The organism is Aliivibrio sp. 1S128 (genome assembly GCF_001691065.1).
GTDB lineage: Bacteria > Pseudomonadota > Gammaproteobacteria > Enterobacterales > Vibrionaceae > Aliivibrio.
The window spans coordinates 307,498-323,284 of the sequence record NZ_MAJV01000102.1 but is presented as its reverse complement, the minus strand read 5'-3'; the positions used below and the strand labels follow the sequence as shown (position 1 = coordinate 323,284).

Below are 15,787 nucleotides of genomic sequence, written 5' to 3'. Positions count from 1 at the left end.
CTCTACAAATAACACATTACCTTTTACGTTAAGTGTAGAGGATTAGATCATAAATTCTATTAAATTTGACTCATTAATAGCAAAAGACCAAATAGTAATGTCATTCCTAAGGCTACTTTTCCACCTTCCGCTTCATAAATATGAATAGATAATTCAGCCGTATTGTTGGCTTTCTTTCTTAACGCTACCACCATTGCTAATGGGATGAAAATAGCTAAGAAAACAAGGATTACGCCGGCATAACCAAGCACGGATAGAAACTGATCAGCAGCAAGACCTGCACCTAATAACGGTAGAATAAACGTACTTACATAAGCCACTACTTTATTATGTGAGATCATGTCTTTATTTTGATTGTAAAGTGCCATTGCCACACCAAGAAATGATGTCAGCAACGCTAATGAAGTAAAAACTGAAAGAATTATTTCAATGTATTCATTTTTCGCACTAAAGGTTTGAATTAGATCTGAAATATTAGAAAAGTGAGTCAATTCATCAGCATTTAGGTTCCCAACAACTGCATATAGCCAAACTAAATAACAGATCAGAGGAATAATAGAACCTAAGATAATCATATTTCTTAGCTGTTTACTTGTCGCTTCTTTATTGTAAGCAACAAGTGATGGGATGACTGGCATTGAAGCAAAACTAGTAAACAAGATAGTACTTGTATTAAATAACATTCCTGTATCTGTATTCGTTACCTGCATTAAATTATCTGATGAGATACCAGGAACTAAGATCACTAAGGTAATCGCAAGCATTGAAACCATAAACAAAAACAAAACACGATTTAGTTTATCAATAATTTGAGTTCCGCAGACAACAAATACACTCGCTATTAATGTGAAACCAATTTGTGCCGTTTCTATACTCATCTCAATAGCAAACATTGAGAATATACGCTTAATTAAGTCAGCCGCACCTAAAATATAGGCAATCAACATACAAATAAGCAGCAAATAAAATAAGGCATTCGTAATAATCTGCCCACCTTTACCCAGTGTTCTATTTGCAACGGTATTAATACCAAATGCTAACTCAGTTTTTGAACACGCCTCTGTAAGTAATAGTGCTGAATACGTTGTTCCTGCACAAATAACCAACATTAACAAAGTGCTATAAAATAATCCAAATTGCGCCAATACCATTGGAATAGCTAGCATTCCAGCGCCAAGAGCAGTACCTGAAAGGATTAATGCACTGCCAAATAATTTAAAATTCATCGTGTATTCTTATTTCATGAAAATAATTACTCATAAAGAGTAAAAGTATGCACCCTACCTGTAACATAGGGCACAAGTGTATTCGCTTTAGAATAGGTTACTAAATAATTTGAGAAACCAATAAAAAAGTACCAAAAACAAAAGAGAAAATAAGCATTGCTGCCCCCCCTTCTGCGACATAACTTCTGTCTTGATTTTCTATTTGTCTTAGCTTAACAACCATAGCTAGAGGAACAAAAACGGCTAGGAACACTAAGATAATACCTGCATAGCTTAATACAGATAAAAACTGATCTGCTGCGAAAACGGCACCCAATAAAGGTAGGATAAAGCTAATAACGTAAGTCACTACTTTATTTTGTTTAAACGTGTCTTCATTTTGAGTAAACAAAGCCATCGCCACACCTAAGAAAGACGTTAATAATGCAAGACCAGTAAAACTAGAAAGTACTGCATTAATAAATGCATGATCAGCACTAAATACTGAAATCAGTTCTGACACATTAGAGAAGTGCGTAATTTGCTCAGGGGTTAAGTTACCAACCACCGCATATAGCCACACTAGATAACAAACTAAAGGAATAGAAGAACCAACAATAACCATGTTTCTCAACTGCTTAGGTGTTGCTTCATGGTTATAAGAAACTAATGAAGGAATAACAACCATAAAACCAAAGCTAGTAAAAATAATCGCACTGGTTTGTATCAGTTCTGATGGGTTTGAGTTTGATACTTGAGTTAAGTTATCTAATGAAATTCCTGGAACCAAGAAGACAAGCGTAAGTAAAAGCATCAACAACATGATGGCAAATAAAACGCGGTTTAACTTATCAATCACCGCGGTACCAGAAGCAACAATTACACCCGCAATTAAAGTAAACGCAACTTGGCTTTGTACTAGAGATAAATCAAAACCAATATTACGTAATAATTTATTCAATAGATCCCCTGCCCCAAGGATATAAGCCATTAAGAGACAGATCAGTAAAGCATACAGCAAACCGTTAGTAATTAGCTGTCCTCCTTTACCTAAACTTTTACGAGCGATGGTATTCATTCCTAAACCACCACCCACATTAATACTTGCTTCTAATAGTAATAAGGCAGCATATGTTGTACCAATAAAGATAAGCAACATTAGCGCAGTTCCCCACAGCAGGCCAAATTGAGCCAAAACCATAGGGATTGCAAGCATACCAGCACCCAGTGCGGTACCTGAAATAATAAGAGAGCTGCCGATTAATTTTAAATTCATAATTGTTCCTTCGTTTTTATTCGAGTTTGAACTTTAGTTCTAGTTTATTTTTAGTTTTAGCTTTTCAAATTCAACACGCGCAAAAATACACCACAAATGAGGGTAAACGGTTGAAGTTAGAGCTGATTAATTACGAATAAAAACGGAGGAATCGAAAATACGAGAGGAAGCGAAACGCAAGAAACTGAGCAGAAAGGAAGCGTGAAGAAGTTATTGCTGTCGATGCAGAGCAGATAGCGTGTGGTGAACCTTCTGTAGGCTCCAATAATGGGCCTGATGTTAATTGAAAAATCATGTGTACATCCTAATTAGTCACATTCCATTTAATAAAACGCCAGTAAGTCCTTTACTGACCGAACTACCAATACGATAGCTCGATCCATTCTATATAATGAAGCTTTCAATGCAACCCTTTAGACGATAAGTTTTTCTCTATTTCTATTATTTATCATTTCAAATACTTAACATGTGCTTCCATCTCTTCGCCAATCTCTTTACGCATATTCATCAATCGGATGGCTGATTCGCGTAAATGAATATCTTCTTTGGTTTGAGGGATCCACTCAGGTACTTCTGTTGGTTTACCATGTTCATCAACGGCAACCATAATGACAATACAGTGAGTCGTTAATCTATTTTCTAACTCTTTTGGATCACTGGCTTGCACATCAATAGCAATGTGCATTGATGATTTCCCGGTATAAATAACCTTACCCGTCACCTCAACAAGATTACCGACATGAATAGGCTGAACAAATCGAATACCACCAGCATAAGCGGTAATACAATATTTACCACTCCATCCAGCAGAGCACGCATAGGCCGCTAAATCGACCCATTTCATTACCGCACCACCGTGAACTTTACCACCAAAGTTCACATCTCCTGGTTCTGCAAGAAAACGTAGTGTCACTTCGCGCTTATTCTTTCCCATTCTTACTTCCTTTTAATCTGTATTATCATTTTTCTAATAATGTAACGAGCAATAAAATTAACCGACTTTTTTATATTGTTTTTCTAGTTCACTCACGCCTAAACCACTGCGTTTGGTGACTTTTATTTGGACTGGAATACGTTCTTTCATCGCTTCGATGTGGCTTATCACACCAATCATTTTTCCTGAGGCGTTTAAGTTATCTAACGCATCAAGCGCCATGTCTAACGTTTCACTGTCTAGCGTACCAAAACCTTCATCTAAGAACAGTGAATCAATGCTTGTTTTGTGACTCACTAAATCAGAAAGCGCCAAAGCGAGAGCTAAACTAACAAGGAAGCTCTCACCGCCTGATAAGGTTTTAGTATCACGAACCACATCACCCTGCCATGTATCGACAACTTGAAGTTCTAAACCATCGCTGGCTTTACGTTTAAGTTCATAGCGACCATGTAAGCGAGTAAGCTGCTTATTGGCTAAATAGACAAGATTCTCTAGCGTTAATCCTTGAGCAAATCTACGGAATTTATCGCCCTTTTGCGAGCCAATTAATGAATGCAGATATTGAATATCATCATACTCAGATTGATACGCTTCAATCGCTTCAAATAAGGCTTTTTGATTGGTTTTACGCTCACCATCTGAACGTAATGCTTGGGCTATTTCACCTTCGCGCTTCACTAATGTTTCGGATTGAGATTTCACTTGAGCTAATTCAGCCTCAACCGTTTCTTTTGGCATTAATTGCCATTCTGCCGCTTTTGGTTCTTGGTGGTGTTGTTCTTTGATTTGCTGTGCACTCTCTAGCAAAGCGCCAGTTCGCTCAATCGCTTGTTGTATTTCAGTTTTTAAGCTGAGTAGCTGTTGACGATCTTCTTCTGAAATCAATGCCGATTGGAATAACCCAAGCGTTTCAAACGGGCTTTGCACTAAAGCTTCTTTCCATAAATCAGAACGATCTATCGATAGCTTTTCACTGCTTACATGACTCTCTTTAAGGCTATTTAGCTTGCCCTTTAAAGTCGCAAGATCTTGTATCAATGTTTGTGATTTTTGTTCTTCCGCTTGATAATTTTTCTCTGATACCGTCAGTTTTTCAGCCATGAGAGTACGCGCTGTTCTGATCTCTTGTGTACCAAATAACTCAACTCGTTTTTGCTGGTGTTGTTCCAACTCACTCGCCAATCTTTGCACTTCAGTTTGAGACACTTGCTGTTGGGAGTTTAGCTCTTCTAACTGTTCTGCTAGATGAACCTGGTCACTTTGTACTTGTTGCTGCTGCTGAAGCAAAGCTTGACGATTTTCAACTTGCTGCTGAATTTGCTGTAAATCTTGTTCTTTTTGCACAAACCAAGATTGAATTTGAGTAAACTCTGGGGCAGTAAACCCTGTTTGCTCAATCTCTGTGGTTAACTGTTGATTCAATTCTGTTTGATGTTGTTGTAACTGTACTAATTTTTGATTGTCATCTTGCAGTTGCTGAGTTGCAGCTTGGTGTGATTGACGGTCATAATTAAGATCTTTATTTAACGTATCAAGACGATGTTGAACTTGTTGTAATTGAGTTTGTTGAGCTCGGCGCTTTTCATCTGCTTGGCGTAATTGTTTTATCTGCCCATTTAAAGTAAGTAACGACGCTTCACATTCAGTAATAAATTGAGCAATACCATTGGTATCCCCCAACGCTAAAGTGAGTTGCGTTACTTCCATTAATGATGACCATTGTTGCTTGGTCATTTTTGCCGTTTGCTGCCATTGAGTTAATTGCGTTTGGGTGTGCTCTTGTTTTACTTTTAATGAATCTAGCTTCTCACGCACCAATTGACCTTGCTCTACAATCTCAACTCGCTTTTGTTCTGCCTCTTTTTTACGCTGTATCGTTACATTGATATCTAATGTTTGCGCTTTTTCTAATAACGGATGATGCGTTGAACCACACAACGGACAATCATGATCTTTTTCTAATAGAGCACGATACTTAACCAAATCACCTTCTTGCTCAATTAGCGTCGTTAAATCTAAGATTTGTTGATCTTGCTGCTTACAGGCAATAACAAGATCAGCACGCTGAGCTTCTAATTTTAGAATCGCTTCACTCTGCGTTTTTTGGTCTTCGCTTAACGTCTGTTGCTCTTTTTCAGCACGTAAAAACTCGTTATTAGTATGATTCAACTCTACACGGTAATGATGACGAGTATTAAGTGCATTGATTTGCTCTGTTAACTCCGTTTCAGTGCCTTTTTCTTGTTGCTGTTTAAATACGAGTTCAGCGTTTTTCGTTGCTTCTGTTTCATTATTTAATGTGCTTTGAACTTGTGTTAATTCCGCTTCTTTTTGATTTACGCTCTCAAGTAAGGTTGCGACTATTTTATTAGCTTGCTCAACTTTATTAACTAAAGATGCAGTTTCTTTATCTTGCTGTAAAATATAACTAACTTGAGTCTTCCATTGACCTAAATAACGCTCTAAATTTAAATCTGATTGATGTGTGTCTACGTAGCTATTTAGTACTGCTAATTTAGAGGTTAACTCTGTTAATGACGCCTCTAATCGTTGTTGTTTATTACTGCCATCTTGAAGACGAGTATTCACTTGCGTGAGCTGTTGCTGCTTTTCTTGCGATTGTTGAGTTAACTGTGCAATCGCAGTATCTAGCGGTTGCACTGAATCATTAATCAATACTTCTAACGATTTACTCTCAACCTTAACGCTATCAAATTGTTGTTTTAATTGCGTAACAGTTAGCTCAATTGCTTCTTTCTCAGTAGACGTTTTCTGATGTAATTGCTCAGTCAGTGTTAGTTCTTTAGCCAACTCTTCAAAGCGAGTTTGTGCTTCTTGCCATAATTGATACGGTGCACGCAGTTTTTCAGCAGGTTCACTTTGCGCTAAGCGATGTAATTGTTCGCTGGCTTGTTTTTCTTTATCTAATGCTAATTGATTATTATCAACCGCTTGCTGCCACTGCTGTTGATTTTTCGCATCTGCAATCCACCACTCTACATGTGCTTGCCAATTTGAAAGTTGAGCTTGTTGCTGTTTTTGGTTCGTTTGCAGTTCAGCTTGCTCGTCGATTAAGGCTTGCTTATCTTCTTCAGAAAGCAGCTCAACCCCTTCTGCTTTCGCTTTAAGCTCTGCTAATTTCTGCTTTGATGCGGTGTAATGCTCATGCACTTTTTCAGAGATCTGACCGTAGATCTCAGTGCCTGTCAGCTCTTCTAATAAACCGGCGCGATCATTCGCATCCGCATTTAAAAACGCTGCAAATTGACCTTGAGAAAGCATCATGGATTTTGTAAATCGAGAGAAATCTAACCCTGTAATTGAGTTGATTAGCTCATCTTTCTTTTTCACTTGAGTTGCTAATACTTTTTCAGAATCGACCTCAGCAAGTTCAACCGTCGCAGATTGCAAATTACCATCCACTTTACCGCGAGAACGACGTTGACTCCAAAATGCACGATACGCTTTGCCTTTCACTTCAAACTCGACTTCCGCCGAACACTCCGCTGTACCACGCGTCATGATCTCATTGCTTGATGTTGAGATACCACCCAGTCGAGGGGTCTTATGATAAAGCGCCAAACAGATCGCATCTAAAATCGTCGTTTTACCTGCACCTGTTGGGCCTGTAATCGCAAACAATCCGTTTTCAGCAAAAGGCGACGCTGAGAAATCAATTTTCCACTCACCTTTTAATGAGTTTAAATTTGAAAAACTTAGGCTTAAAATTCTCATGCATCACCTTCTTGTAAATCGGTATCTTTATGTTCTACTTCTGACAAAATCTGTTTAAATTTGGTTGTCATTCTTTCTGCGCGTTGCTGCTCTTTTTCTGTTTCAAACGTCTCTTGCTCTATCCGCTTGGTAAACACATCAAACGGCGTTAATTCCGCTAACGTTTCTGTTTTTTCTTGTGCTAGGGTTTGTTCACTGCGGTTTCTCGCACGGCGCAGTTGCAACACTTCAACGTTAAGATCTTGAGTTAGTGCTTGAATGCGTTGTTGTAGATCGGATAAGTAATCTTGTACTTCCACTTCAATACAGAGCCAAGTCGTTTCCTCGCACTCTTTGAATTGTGCTAACTCTTGTTCAATCGTTTCTAAATCGCCTTTTAATGCTTTCATTTGTTGAAACATAGGCACATTAATTTGAGAGATTTGAGTTACGCTTGCTTTATCAAACTCCACCATCACCACTTGTTTTTGAGATTTTAACTCATCAAAACTTAATGGGATTGGTGAGCCTGAATAACGAATATGATCAGATTTAGCCACAAGTTGAGGTCGGTGAATATGACCCAACGCGATGTAATCTGCAGGCGGGAAACCATCGGCAGCAAACCCATCCAATGTGCCAATGTAGATATCACGAACTGAATCTGATTGTTTAACGCCTAATGCCGTTAAATGACCCGTAGCAATAATCGGAACATCAAGATCTAACTCAGATCTTAGTTCTAGCGCTTTTTGATACAGTTGATGATAATGTTGCTTGATCGCTTCGCCGAGTGCTTGTTGCTTCTCTACCCCCGTTGAGCCCGCCACACTAGTGACAACGTCACGTGGCCGTATAAACGGAACCGCACATAAAATAGCACCGACAGAACCGTCACTGTTTGGTAGCGTTAGTAATTGAGTAGATAAATCATCATTAGTATTCGCAATTACTCGTGCGTTTAAATGTGCTAACAGTTGTTTTGATTCATTGAGTGTCGACACAGAATCATGATTACCACCAAGCACGATCAATTCGCAGTTTACTTTGTTCATCTCCACCACAAATTGGTTATACATTTCACGCGCGTAACTTGGTGGCGCGCCCGTATCAAACACATCTCCTGCAATGATCACCGCATTAATGGCATTTTCTTGAACTTGTTCAAGTAGCCAGCTAATGAATTTTTGATGCTCATTACGGCGACTTTTAGTAAAGAAGTTTTGACCTAGGTGCCAATCAGAAGTATGTAAAATACGCATATATATCAACTTGTTTGATGGATAGAGAAGACGATACCCCTTTTATACCATCTGGGAGAGAAACTATGTACTTTTATAAGCGTTTAAACTTAAAACTATTAGCAGGTGTTGACCTTACTTCATGCTGTTATACTTTATTTAATAAACGTCGATTCCATCGATAACCACAACATGAGTATCTAATTTGCCATCTCCTGAAAGCCTAACGTTTACCACCATCAATATGTTCAACTTTGTTGAGCCGCCTAATGCGTATTACGATTTTGAAAATATACTAACTCAAGATGAATGGCTGAAAAAACAGGGCTGGTTTAAGGATAAGATCACGGCATTAAACTCTGATGTGATTGGGTTTCAAGAAGTCTTTAGTCCAAGCGCTTTAGAGGCTTTAGTTAACGAACTTGGCTATTCATATTTTGCTACTGTCGATGAGCCAAAATCTGAAGATGGCTATGTTTTCAACTCCCCTGTTGTTGCCTTTGCTTCACGTTATCCTATTTTGAACACTCAACCTGTTGTTGCCGAGCAAGCTCAATTATCTCGTTTTGGGATTGAATTTGAATTTAATCGTGTGCCTGTCCATGCCTCTATTGAACTGCCTCATCTTGGTATTACTGACTGTTATGTGGTGCATTTCAAGTCTCAGCGTCCTAAAGAGCCAGAAGAGAATAACGAAACGGATAAAGTAAACAGCTCTCCTCTTCATCAACTTCATGATGAACAGTTAGGCTCTTGGCTTTCGACTGTTCAGCGTGGACTAGAAGCGAATATCTTACATAATCATATAATTCAACAACGTAAAGAATCAAACCAACCCGTGATTATGATGGGTGATTTTAATAAGCCTTTGTTTCATGATGAATTTAAAGGACTACTGTCTCATGAGTTACGGTTTGATAAATTTAGTACTGATTATTTAACTCGATTTCAGCTTAAAGACAGTTGGGATATTTACTGTGGGTTAAAGGGCGCAGATTTATTGGAAGAGCGAGTAAGTACCCATTATTACGGAGCAAAAGGCTCGGTATTGGATTACATCTTGTTATCTAACGAATTTGATAGCTCATTTTCGGGCAGTATTTTAGAAGTTGTTGATTACACAGTAACAGACCAGCACATTGTGAATCCAAGATTCGAGATTGACCAATTCAGTACCGATCATGCTTTGGTTTCTATTACTGCACGTATACGGCAGGCGTAAAAAAGGCGTCAGATAATAGACGCCTTCTAATTACTGGCTTAAAACCACATTCGATTACTGACCGCGGTAAGTACAACCCGCCGTACAGGTTTCTTTAATTTCAATTTTGCTTAGCAATGGAAGTGTTGGTTTCACTTCGTTCCAAATCCACTTAGCTAATACTTCACTTGTTGGGTTTTCTAACCCTTCAATGTCGTTTAAGTAATAGTGATCAAGGCGATCATACGTTGGTTTAAATGCGGCTTTAATTTCAGAGAAATCAATTACCCAACCCGTATGTTGGTCTACTTCACCTTCAACATACAAACGAACTAAAAAAGAGTGACCATGAAGACGACCACATTTATGACCTTCTGGTACATGTGGTAAATGGTGTGCTGCTTCAAACATGAAGTCTTTATATAGTTCAGTTGTCATTAGTTAAAATCTCTATTACCTATATTATGAAGCAGGGATAGTACTCTACTTCCCTACTAAACAACAAGACTCACAACCAGTAAGTTCCCTATAAGCGTGTAATATTGGTGGTTTTTTCGGCTAATTCATGCCGAAAATTGATTCTAATCCGGAATTTTTATCTTTATCGCATAACAACACTTGAAGCTATTAATAAGAAAGGTAATATGTCTTTCTGAAATAAAAAATATTCGTGCACGTAGCACAACAATGGAGAATGTAATTAACATGACTTACGCGCCTGTAACAGACGTATTAAGCGGCAAACTAGCGGTTGACAGTGAAGTCACTGTTCGCGGTTGGATCCGTTCACGTCGCGACTCTAAAGCTGGGATCTCATTCCTAGCTATTTATGACGGTTCTTGTTTCGATCCGATTCAGGCCGTAGTTCCTAATGACTTAAATAATTACAATGAAGAAGTCCTAAAACTAACAACAGGTTGTTCTGTTGAAGTTACAGGTACTATCGTTGCATCTCCTGCTAAAGGCCAAGATTTTGAGCTTGCTGCAACAGCAGTAAAAGTAGTTGGTTTAGTTGAAGACCCAGATACATACCCAATGGCGAAAACTCGTCACTCAATTGAGTATTTACGAGAAGTTGCTCACCTTCGCCCACGTACTAACGTGATTGGCGCGGTTGCACGTGTTCGTAACTGTTTGTCTCAAGCGATTCACCGCTTCTACCACGAGCAAGGTTACTTATGGATGTCTGCACCACTAATCACATCATCTGATGCTGAAGGTGCTGGTGAGATGTTCCGCGTTTCTACATTAGATCACGCGAACGTTCCTCTTGATGACAAAGGCAATGTTGATTACGACAAAGATTTCTTTGGTAAAGAGACATTCCTTACTGTTTCTGGTCAATTAAATGCGGAAACTTACGCTTGTGCATTAAGCAAAGTGTACACATTTGGTCCGACTTTCCGTGCTGAAAACTCACACACAAGTCGCCACCTAGCTGAATTCTGGATGGTTGAACCTGAAGTTGCTTTCGCTACTCTTGATGATGTAGCTAAGCTTGCTGAAGACATGCTTAAGTATGTATTCGAAGCGGTTCTTGCTGAGCGTCGTGATGACTTAGAATTCTTTGCTTCTCGCATTGATAAAGAAGCAATCACTCGTCTAGAGCAATTTGTAAGTTCTGATTTTGCACAAGTTGATTACACTGACGCAATCCAAATCCTTATCGACTCTGGTAAGAAATTTGAATTCGACGTTGAGTGGGGCATCGATATGTCTTCTGAGCATGAGCGTTTCCTTGCTGAAGAACATTTCAAAGCACCTGTTATCGTTAAAAACTACCCTAAAGACATTAAAGCATTCTACATGCGTCAAAATGACGATGGTAAGACGGTTGCTGCGATGGATGTTCTTGCACCAGGCATTGGTGAGATCATTGGTGGTTCTCAACGTGAAGAGCGTTTAGACGTTCTTGATGCACGTATGATTGAAATGGGTATCGACCCTGAGCACATGACTTGGTACCGCGATTTACGTCGTTACGGTACTGTGCCTCACGCTGGCTTCGGTCTTGGCTTTGAGCGTCTAGTGTCTTACGTTACTGGTATGGGCAACGTTCGTGACGTTATCCCGTTCCCACGTACTCCACGTTCAGCTAACTTCTAATTGGCTTTTTCTTATAGGGCACCAGCTCTGTAAAAATTCGTTAAGTAGAAAGTAATGAATACAAAAATGGCGACCATTATGGTCGCCATTTTTTATGTTTGTTATTTTTAAATACCGAGGAATTACCAGAAACGAACTCGTCCCGTGTCGATATGAACAAAGTTACTGCCAGGATAATACCCTACTCCGCCCGCTTTTAATGATAACGCCGCTTTTCTTACTTCATCCAACGGCACACCTTCTAGACGAAAGTCCATTGCTTTTCCTAACATGTGCATGCTTTTCTTAGCGACTCCGCCATGTGATTTTCCACGCAGCATTTCATTGGTTGCCGGTGAACGATAGCCAGATATTATTTGTACCTGAGTGTCACATCCAATCACTTTTTGAATCGCTGATAATTGGTCAAACAACCCAGTGTCCATTTCAATACTTTCATTTCGACGAAAATCTCGGCATAAATGATTTAATTTAAGTAATTCTGAGTTTGAATATCGTCGTCCATTAAAATACTCGCTTTGTAGTTTCTCACCAGTATGTAAATTTTGGAATGCTAATTCTCTTGGTGATTCCGCAAATTGTGATGCAAAAGAAATTGATGGAAATAAACTTAAACCTGCAGTAGCAACGCCACCAAGCAGTATTTTACGACGCATAGAATCAAACTCAGACATGTATAAATAACTCACTTACAGATAGAAGAATCAATAACTGAGCGCAAAGATACACACTTGAAGTGGCATGGTCAAATATTGTACAAGCGAATAATTAAGGTTATACCCCCAGAAAAGCGCTTACTTATTGAACAACAAAGAGTTTGTGTCACGTTTTAACCTATGTCAAAAATAGGTCAATTTTTACTCTTACTCCATTCATCGTATTTATAGATGTCATTTCTAAACTGAATGGTATTTTTATCATCAATCCACGAAGTCTGATAAATAGTATATACCGCTATTTTTTGTGATAGCCCTACCGTATTTGTTTTTGGTAATCGATGATATTTCGTGTAATCTTTCGCAGTAAAATTAGATTCTTTCATTAATAGCTGAGCAAATTCTGACGCTTTTTCTACTCTAATACAGCCTGAGCTATATGCTCTATGCTGTTTTTTAAACAATGACCTTGTTGGCGTGTCATGTAAATAAATAGCATTTCTATTCGGCGTATTAAATTTATAACGACCTAATGCATTCGAACCTCCCGCCTTTTGTCTTAATTTATATGGAAAGTTATCTGCGGTCATTCCTTCCCATTCAATATTTTCAAAAGGTATTACGTTATTACTTAACCATGACGGGAGTACTTCAAAATTATGCTCTGTAAGATACTCTTTATCATCAAATGCTTTAGGTAATATATCTTCCCTCATGATCTTAGTCGGTACTTTCCATTTTGGATTAAAGACAATCGAATCTAATCTAGTGGTAAATAAAGGCGTTCTTCTGGCTGGTTTACCTACAATCACTTTACTTTTAAAAATTAATTCACCTTCTTGAAAGTACCCCATTTCATAAGACGGTATGTTTACCAATACAAATCGATTACTCTTCTCTTCCCATAAACGTAATCGTTGAATATTAAGTGCCATAATCCGAACTCTTTCATTCGAACTCATGTTTAGCCAATAAAGTGTTTTTTTTCCTATAATGCCATCGACAACTAAACCATGTCTTTTTTGAAAAGCTTTCACCACAACAACGAGTTCTTCATTATAAACATCACTGTCTTTTTTTAAGAAATATTCAGCCTGTTCTTCACTTAAATCACCCGACACGATCAATCTATAAATCAGTGATTTATAAGGTATTAATAGATTTGGTTTTAATAATCGAGAGGTGTAAAGTTTAGGTGATTCTTGATTATCTGGGTCATAATAATAGTATAACTGCTCATATAATTCTTCATACTGTTCAGACTGTGGCTGTAGTTGTACGACTAATTGAGATAAATTATTTTTTTCAAAGTGTTGAGTCATCGTCTCGACAGCAAGAGTTGATGGTTGGCCAATACTTCCATTTAACCGCCCTCCAAATAACCATTTAGTTCCATGTTTAGATACCAACTCTTTATATACCGAAAGGTATAACAACGTATCTGTCGCTAAAATATCAAATTCTAATCCTTGTGTGTTTTGCAAAAGATCATATCTCTCTTGGAGATCATCATTCACATCAGCTAACACAAGTAAGCCTAATTGGTTTTTTAATTCTTTTCTGTCTTTAACTAATTGCCATTTAAGTTGGGATTTAGGATAAAAATCAGAAATTATTTCAGGATAAAACAATTGAGATTCATATTCATCAATGTGATTCTTTACACTCTTAGATGCATACACGCCAAAAGACGCACACACTAAACAAGTAGTAAGTAAAACATTCAATCTGTTCATGAAATCCCCTAATAAAAACATGCTATTACTTTGATACTAGTCTTCAATAAATGAATATCAAGTTACAGCCAATTAATTAGAGGCGAAAAAAAAGAGCCGAAAAATCGACTCTTAACATTATTAATCACTTTAAATCAGATAATTATTGAACAACTTCACCGCTTTCAACAACAGTCTTACGTACTATTTTTGTAAACTCAATGACTTCTTGTCTGATTTGTTCTTCATCAACCGTCAGCATCTCACGATCTTTCATTAAGATATTGCCATCAACAATCGTATGACGAACATTGCCTGAATTTGCAGAATAAACCAATGCTGAATATGGGTTATATACCGGCAACATATTGGGTGCCTTAGTATCAACAACAATGATATCCGCTAATTTACCCACTTCAATAGAACCAATTTTATCTTCCATATGAAGTGCTTTTGCTGCGCCCATTGTTGCCATATCAATCACCTTGATTGGAGGCATAGCCGCACGGTCTTTATTTACTAGCTTATGTACTTTAGCAACTTGGTTAAACTCATCAATGATACTTAATGTATTGCCTGACATTGGACCATCGGTACCTAAACCAATACGCACATTTTCATCATACATTTTAAGCGCTGGAGAAACGCCTTTCGCTGATTTAATGTTTGCGCTCATGTTATGAGCAACACCCATGTCTGATTCTTTTACTAATTCAATGTCTTTATCATCAACAAGGATCATGTGTGCACCAATAAGGTTTTTATTTAGCGCACCAATGCTATGCATGTATTCAACAGGAGACATGCCGTTTGCACGCTCAGCGATCACTTCTTCTTCACGATGAGATTCAGCTAGGTGGATCATTACTGGAACGTCTAGCTCTAATGATAGTTTTGCAATTTTTTGTAGCGTCTCCGTTGTATTTGTATATGGAGCATGAGGAGCAAATGCTGGTGTGATACGAGGATGATCTTTATATTCTTCGATAAAGTTTAGTGCGTACTGAATTCCCTCGTCTGCATTTGCTGCATCGGCAACTGGGAATTTAATAACGCTTTCACCTAAAATAGCGCGCATGCCAATTTTGTCGACGGTCTTTGCAACTTCATCTTCAAAATAATACATATCCGCATAAGTGGTTACCCCACCCTTAACCATCTCTACATTACCTAAGTTAGCACCAATGCGAACCATATCGCGTGACACTAGTTTTTTCTCTAGAGGAAAAATATAACGATGCAAACGATCAGGAACATCATCACCTAATGAACGAAACACCGTCATTGAAGCATGGGTATGCGTGTTGATTAAACCGGGTAAAACAATGTCTCCGTCCACATCCAACACTATTTTTGCCGTGTAGTTTTTTGCGATGCTTTGGTCACCCACTGCAACAATTTTATTACCTTTAATTGCAACAACGCCATTTTCGAATGTTTGTTTAGATTCATTCATGGTTAATAACGTTGCATCTGTAATCAACAAATCAACTTGTTGAGCAGCAAGGGTTGAAAAAGTAACAAAAGCATTTGCCGCAATTGCCACGGCTAATAGGGTCTTTTTTAAATACATGGACTAACTCGAAAAGTAAGAAGAATTCGCAGGGATGGTATACGTTAATATATTTTTATCAAGATAATTGTCATTAAGTATATGTGACATTAATTCAAAGTAGTGATCAAGTTCATATTTCGAGAAGTCCAGTACGACTCATTAATACAATGTAACAACATGA

General features: G+C 38.1%; 11 protein-coding genes. 2 read left to right on the top strand and 9 right to left on the bottom strand.

Annotation, left to right across the window (positions count from 1 at the left end; translation table 11 throughout):
• Positions 1–59: 59 nt before the first annotated feature.
• The 5 genes from A6E03_RS13285 to sbcD all read right to left on the bottom strand — a co-directional run bounded on the left by A6E03_RS13285 (position 60) and on the right by sbcD (position 8,394).
• On the bottom strand, positions 60–1,226 hold the full coding sequence (locus A6E03_RS13285; RefSeq protein WP_065591756.1) for an amino acid permease: 1,167 nt from the start codon (positions 1,224–1,226) through the stop codon (positions 60–62).
• 100 nt (positions 1,227–1,326) lie between these two features.
• Entirely contained in the window at positions 1,327–2,481 is a 1,155-nt protein-coding gene (locus A6E03_RS13280) for an amino acid permease (protein ID WP_065601034.1), read from the bottom strand.
• Positions 2,482–2,929: 448 nt separating this feature from the next.
• A complete protein-coding gene (locus A6E03_RS13275) occupies positions 2,930–3,415 on the bottom strand; it encodes an acyl-CoA thioesterase (protein WP_065591754.1) in 486 nt (161 codons plus the stop codon).
• A 57-nt stretch (positions 3,416–3,472) separates the two neighbouring features.
• Complete coding sequence (locus A6E03_RS13270; RefSeq protein WP_065601033.1) at positions 3,473–7,153, bottom strand: AAA family ATPase; 3,681 nt, start codon at positions 7,151–7,153, stop codon at positions 3,473–3,475.
• Positions 7,150–8,394 (bottom strand): exonuclease subunit SbcD, encoded by a 1,245-nt coding sequence (gene sbcD, locus A6E03_RS13265; protein WP_065601032.1) that lies wholly within the window; start codon positions 8,392–8,394, stop codon positions 7,150–7,152. Before sbcD ends, A6E03_RS13270 begins: the two co-directional genes overlap by 4 nt.
• Positions 8,395–8,617: 223 nt before the next feature.
• Here sbcD and A6E03_RS13260 point away from each other — a divergent pair, with 223 nt between their 5' ends.
• Positions 8,618–9,595 carry an endonuclease/exonuclease/phosphatase family protein gene (locus A6E03_RS13260; RefSeq protein WP_141677279.1) on the top strand — a complete coding sequence of 326 codons (978 nt, stop codon included), beginning with the start codon at positions 8,618–8,620 and terminating at the stop codon, positions 9,593–9,595.
• A gap of 54 nt (positions 9,596–9,649) precedes the next feature.
• On the opposite strand, the gene queD is transcribed toward A6E03_RS13260, so the two are convergent.
• The gene (gene queD, locus A6E03_RS13255; protein WP_065591750.1) at positions 9,650–10,012 is read right to left on the bottom strand and encodes a 6-carboxytetrahydropterin synthase QueD; all 363 of its coding nucleotides are present in this window, start codon (positions 10,010–10,012) and stop codon (positions 9,650–9,652) included.
• A 267-nt stretch (positions 10,013–10,279) separates the two neighbouring features.
• Here queD and asnS point away from each other — a divergent pair, with 267 nt between their 5' ends.
• On the top strand, positions 10,280–11,680 hold the full coding sequence (gene asnS / locus A6E03_RS13250; protein ID WP_065591749.1) for an asparagine--tRNA ligase: 1,401 nt from the start codon (positions 10,280–10,282) through the stop codon (positions 11,678–11,680).
• A 122-nt stretch (positions 11,681–11,802) separates the two neighbouring features.
• Here the strand turns inward: asnS and A6E03_RS13245 are convergent, their stop codons facing one another.
• The 3 genes from A6E03_RS13245 to A6E03_RS13235 form a co-directional block, all read right to left on the bottom strand.
• Positions 11,803–12,336 (bottom strand): YcbK family protein, encoded by a 534-nt coding sequence (locus tag A6E03_RS13245; protein WP_255310644.1) that lies wholly within the window; start codon positions 12,334–12,336, stop codon positions 11,803–11,805.
• 194 nt (positions 12,337–12,530) lie between these two features.
• Complete coding sequence (locus A6E03_RS13240) at positions 12,531–14,072, bottom strand: murein L,D-transpeptidase (RefSeq protein ID WP_065591830.1); 1,542 nt, start codon at positions 14,070–14,072, stop codon at positions 12,531–12,533.
• Between the two features lie 142 nt (positions 14,073–14,214).
• Positions 14,215–15,624 carry an amidohydrolase gene (locus A6E03_RS13235; protein ID WP_065601030.1) on the bottom strand — a complete coding sequence of 470 codons (1,410 nt, stop codon included), beginning with the start codon at positions 15,622–15,624 and terminating at the stop codon, positions 14,215–14,217.
• Positions 15,625–15,787 lie beyond the last annotated feature (163 nt).

What these genes read in the sequence shown, in the direction of transcription:
- A6E03_RS13275 (WP_065591754.1), bottom strand. Translation starts at nt 3,415, where the DNA reads ATGGGAAAGAATAAGCGCGAAGTGACACTACGTTTTCTTGCAGAACCA.
- A6E03_RS13285 (WP_065591756.1), bottom strand. Translation starts at nt 1,226, where the DNA reads ATGAATTTTAAATTATTTGGCAGTGCATTAATCCTTTCAGGTACTGCT.
- A6E03_RS13260 (WP_141677279.1), top strand. Translation starts at nt 8,618, where the DNA reads ATGTTCAACTTTGTTGAGCCGCCTAATGCGTATTACGATTTTGAAAAT.
- A6E03_RS13240 (WP_065591830.1), bottom strand. Translation starts at nt 14,072, where the DNA reads ATGAACAGATTGAATGTTTTACTTACTACTTGTTTAGTGTGTGCGTCT.
- asnS (WP_065591749.1), top strand. Translation starts at nt 10,280, where the DNA reads ATGACTTACGCGCCTGTAACAGACGTATTAAGCGGCAAACTAGCGGTT.
- sbcD (WP_065601032.1), bottom strand. Translation starts at nt 8,394, where the DNA reads ATGCGTATTTTACATACTTCTGATTGGCACCTAGGTCAAAACTTCTTT.
- A6E03_RS13270 (WP_065601033.1), bottom strand. Translation starts at nt 7,153, where the DNA reads ATGAGAATTTTAAGCCTAAGTTTTTCAAATTTAAACTCATTAAAAGGT.
- queD (WP_065591750.1), bottom strand. Translation starts at nt 10,012, where the DNA reads ATGACAACTGAACTATATAAAGACTTCATGTTTGAAGCAGCACACCAT.
- A6E03_RS13280 (WP_065601034.1), bottom strand. Translation starts at nt 2,481, where the DNA reads ATGAATTTAAAATTAATCGGCAGCTCTCTTATTATTTCAGGTACCGCA.
- A6E03_RS13245 (WP_255310644.1), bottom strand. Translation starts at nt 12,336, where the DNA reads ATGCGTCGTAAAATACTGCTTGGTGGCGTTGCTACTGCAGGTTTAAGT.
- A6E03_RS13235 (WP_065601030.1), bottom strand. Translation starts at nt 15,624, where the DNA reads ATGTATTTAAAAAAGACCCTATTAGCCGTGGCAATTGCGGCAAATGCT.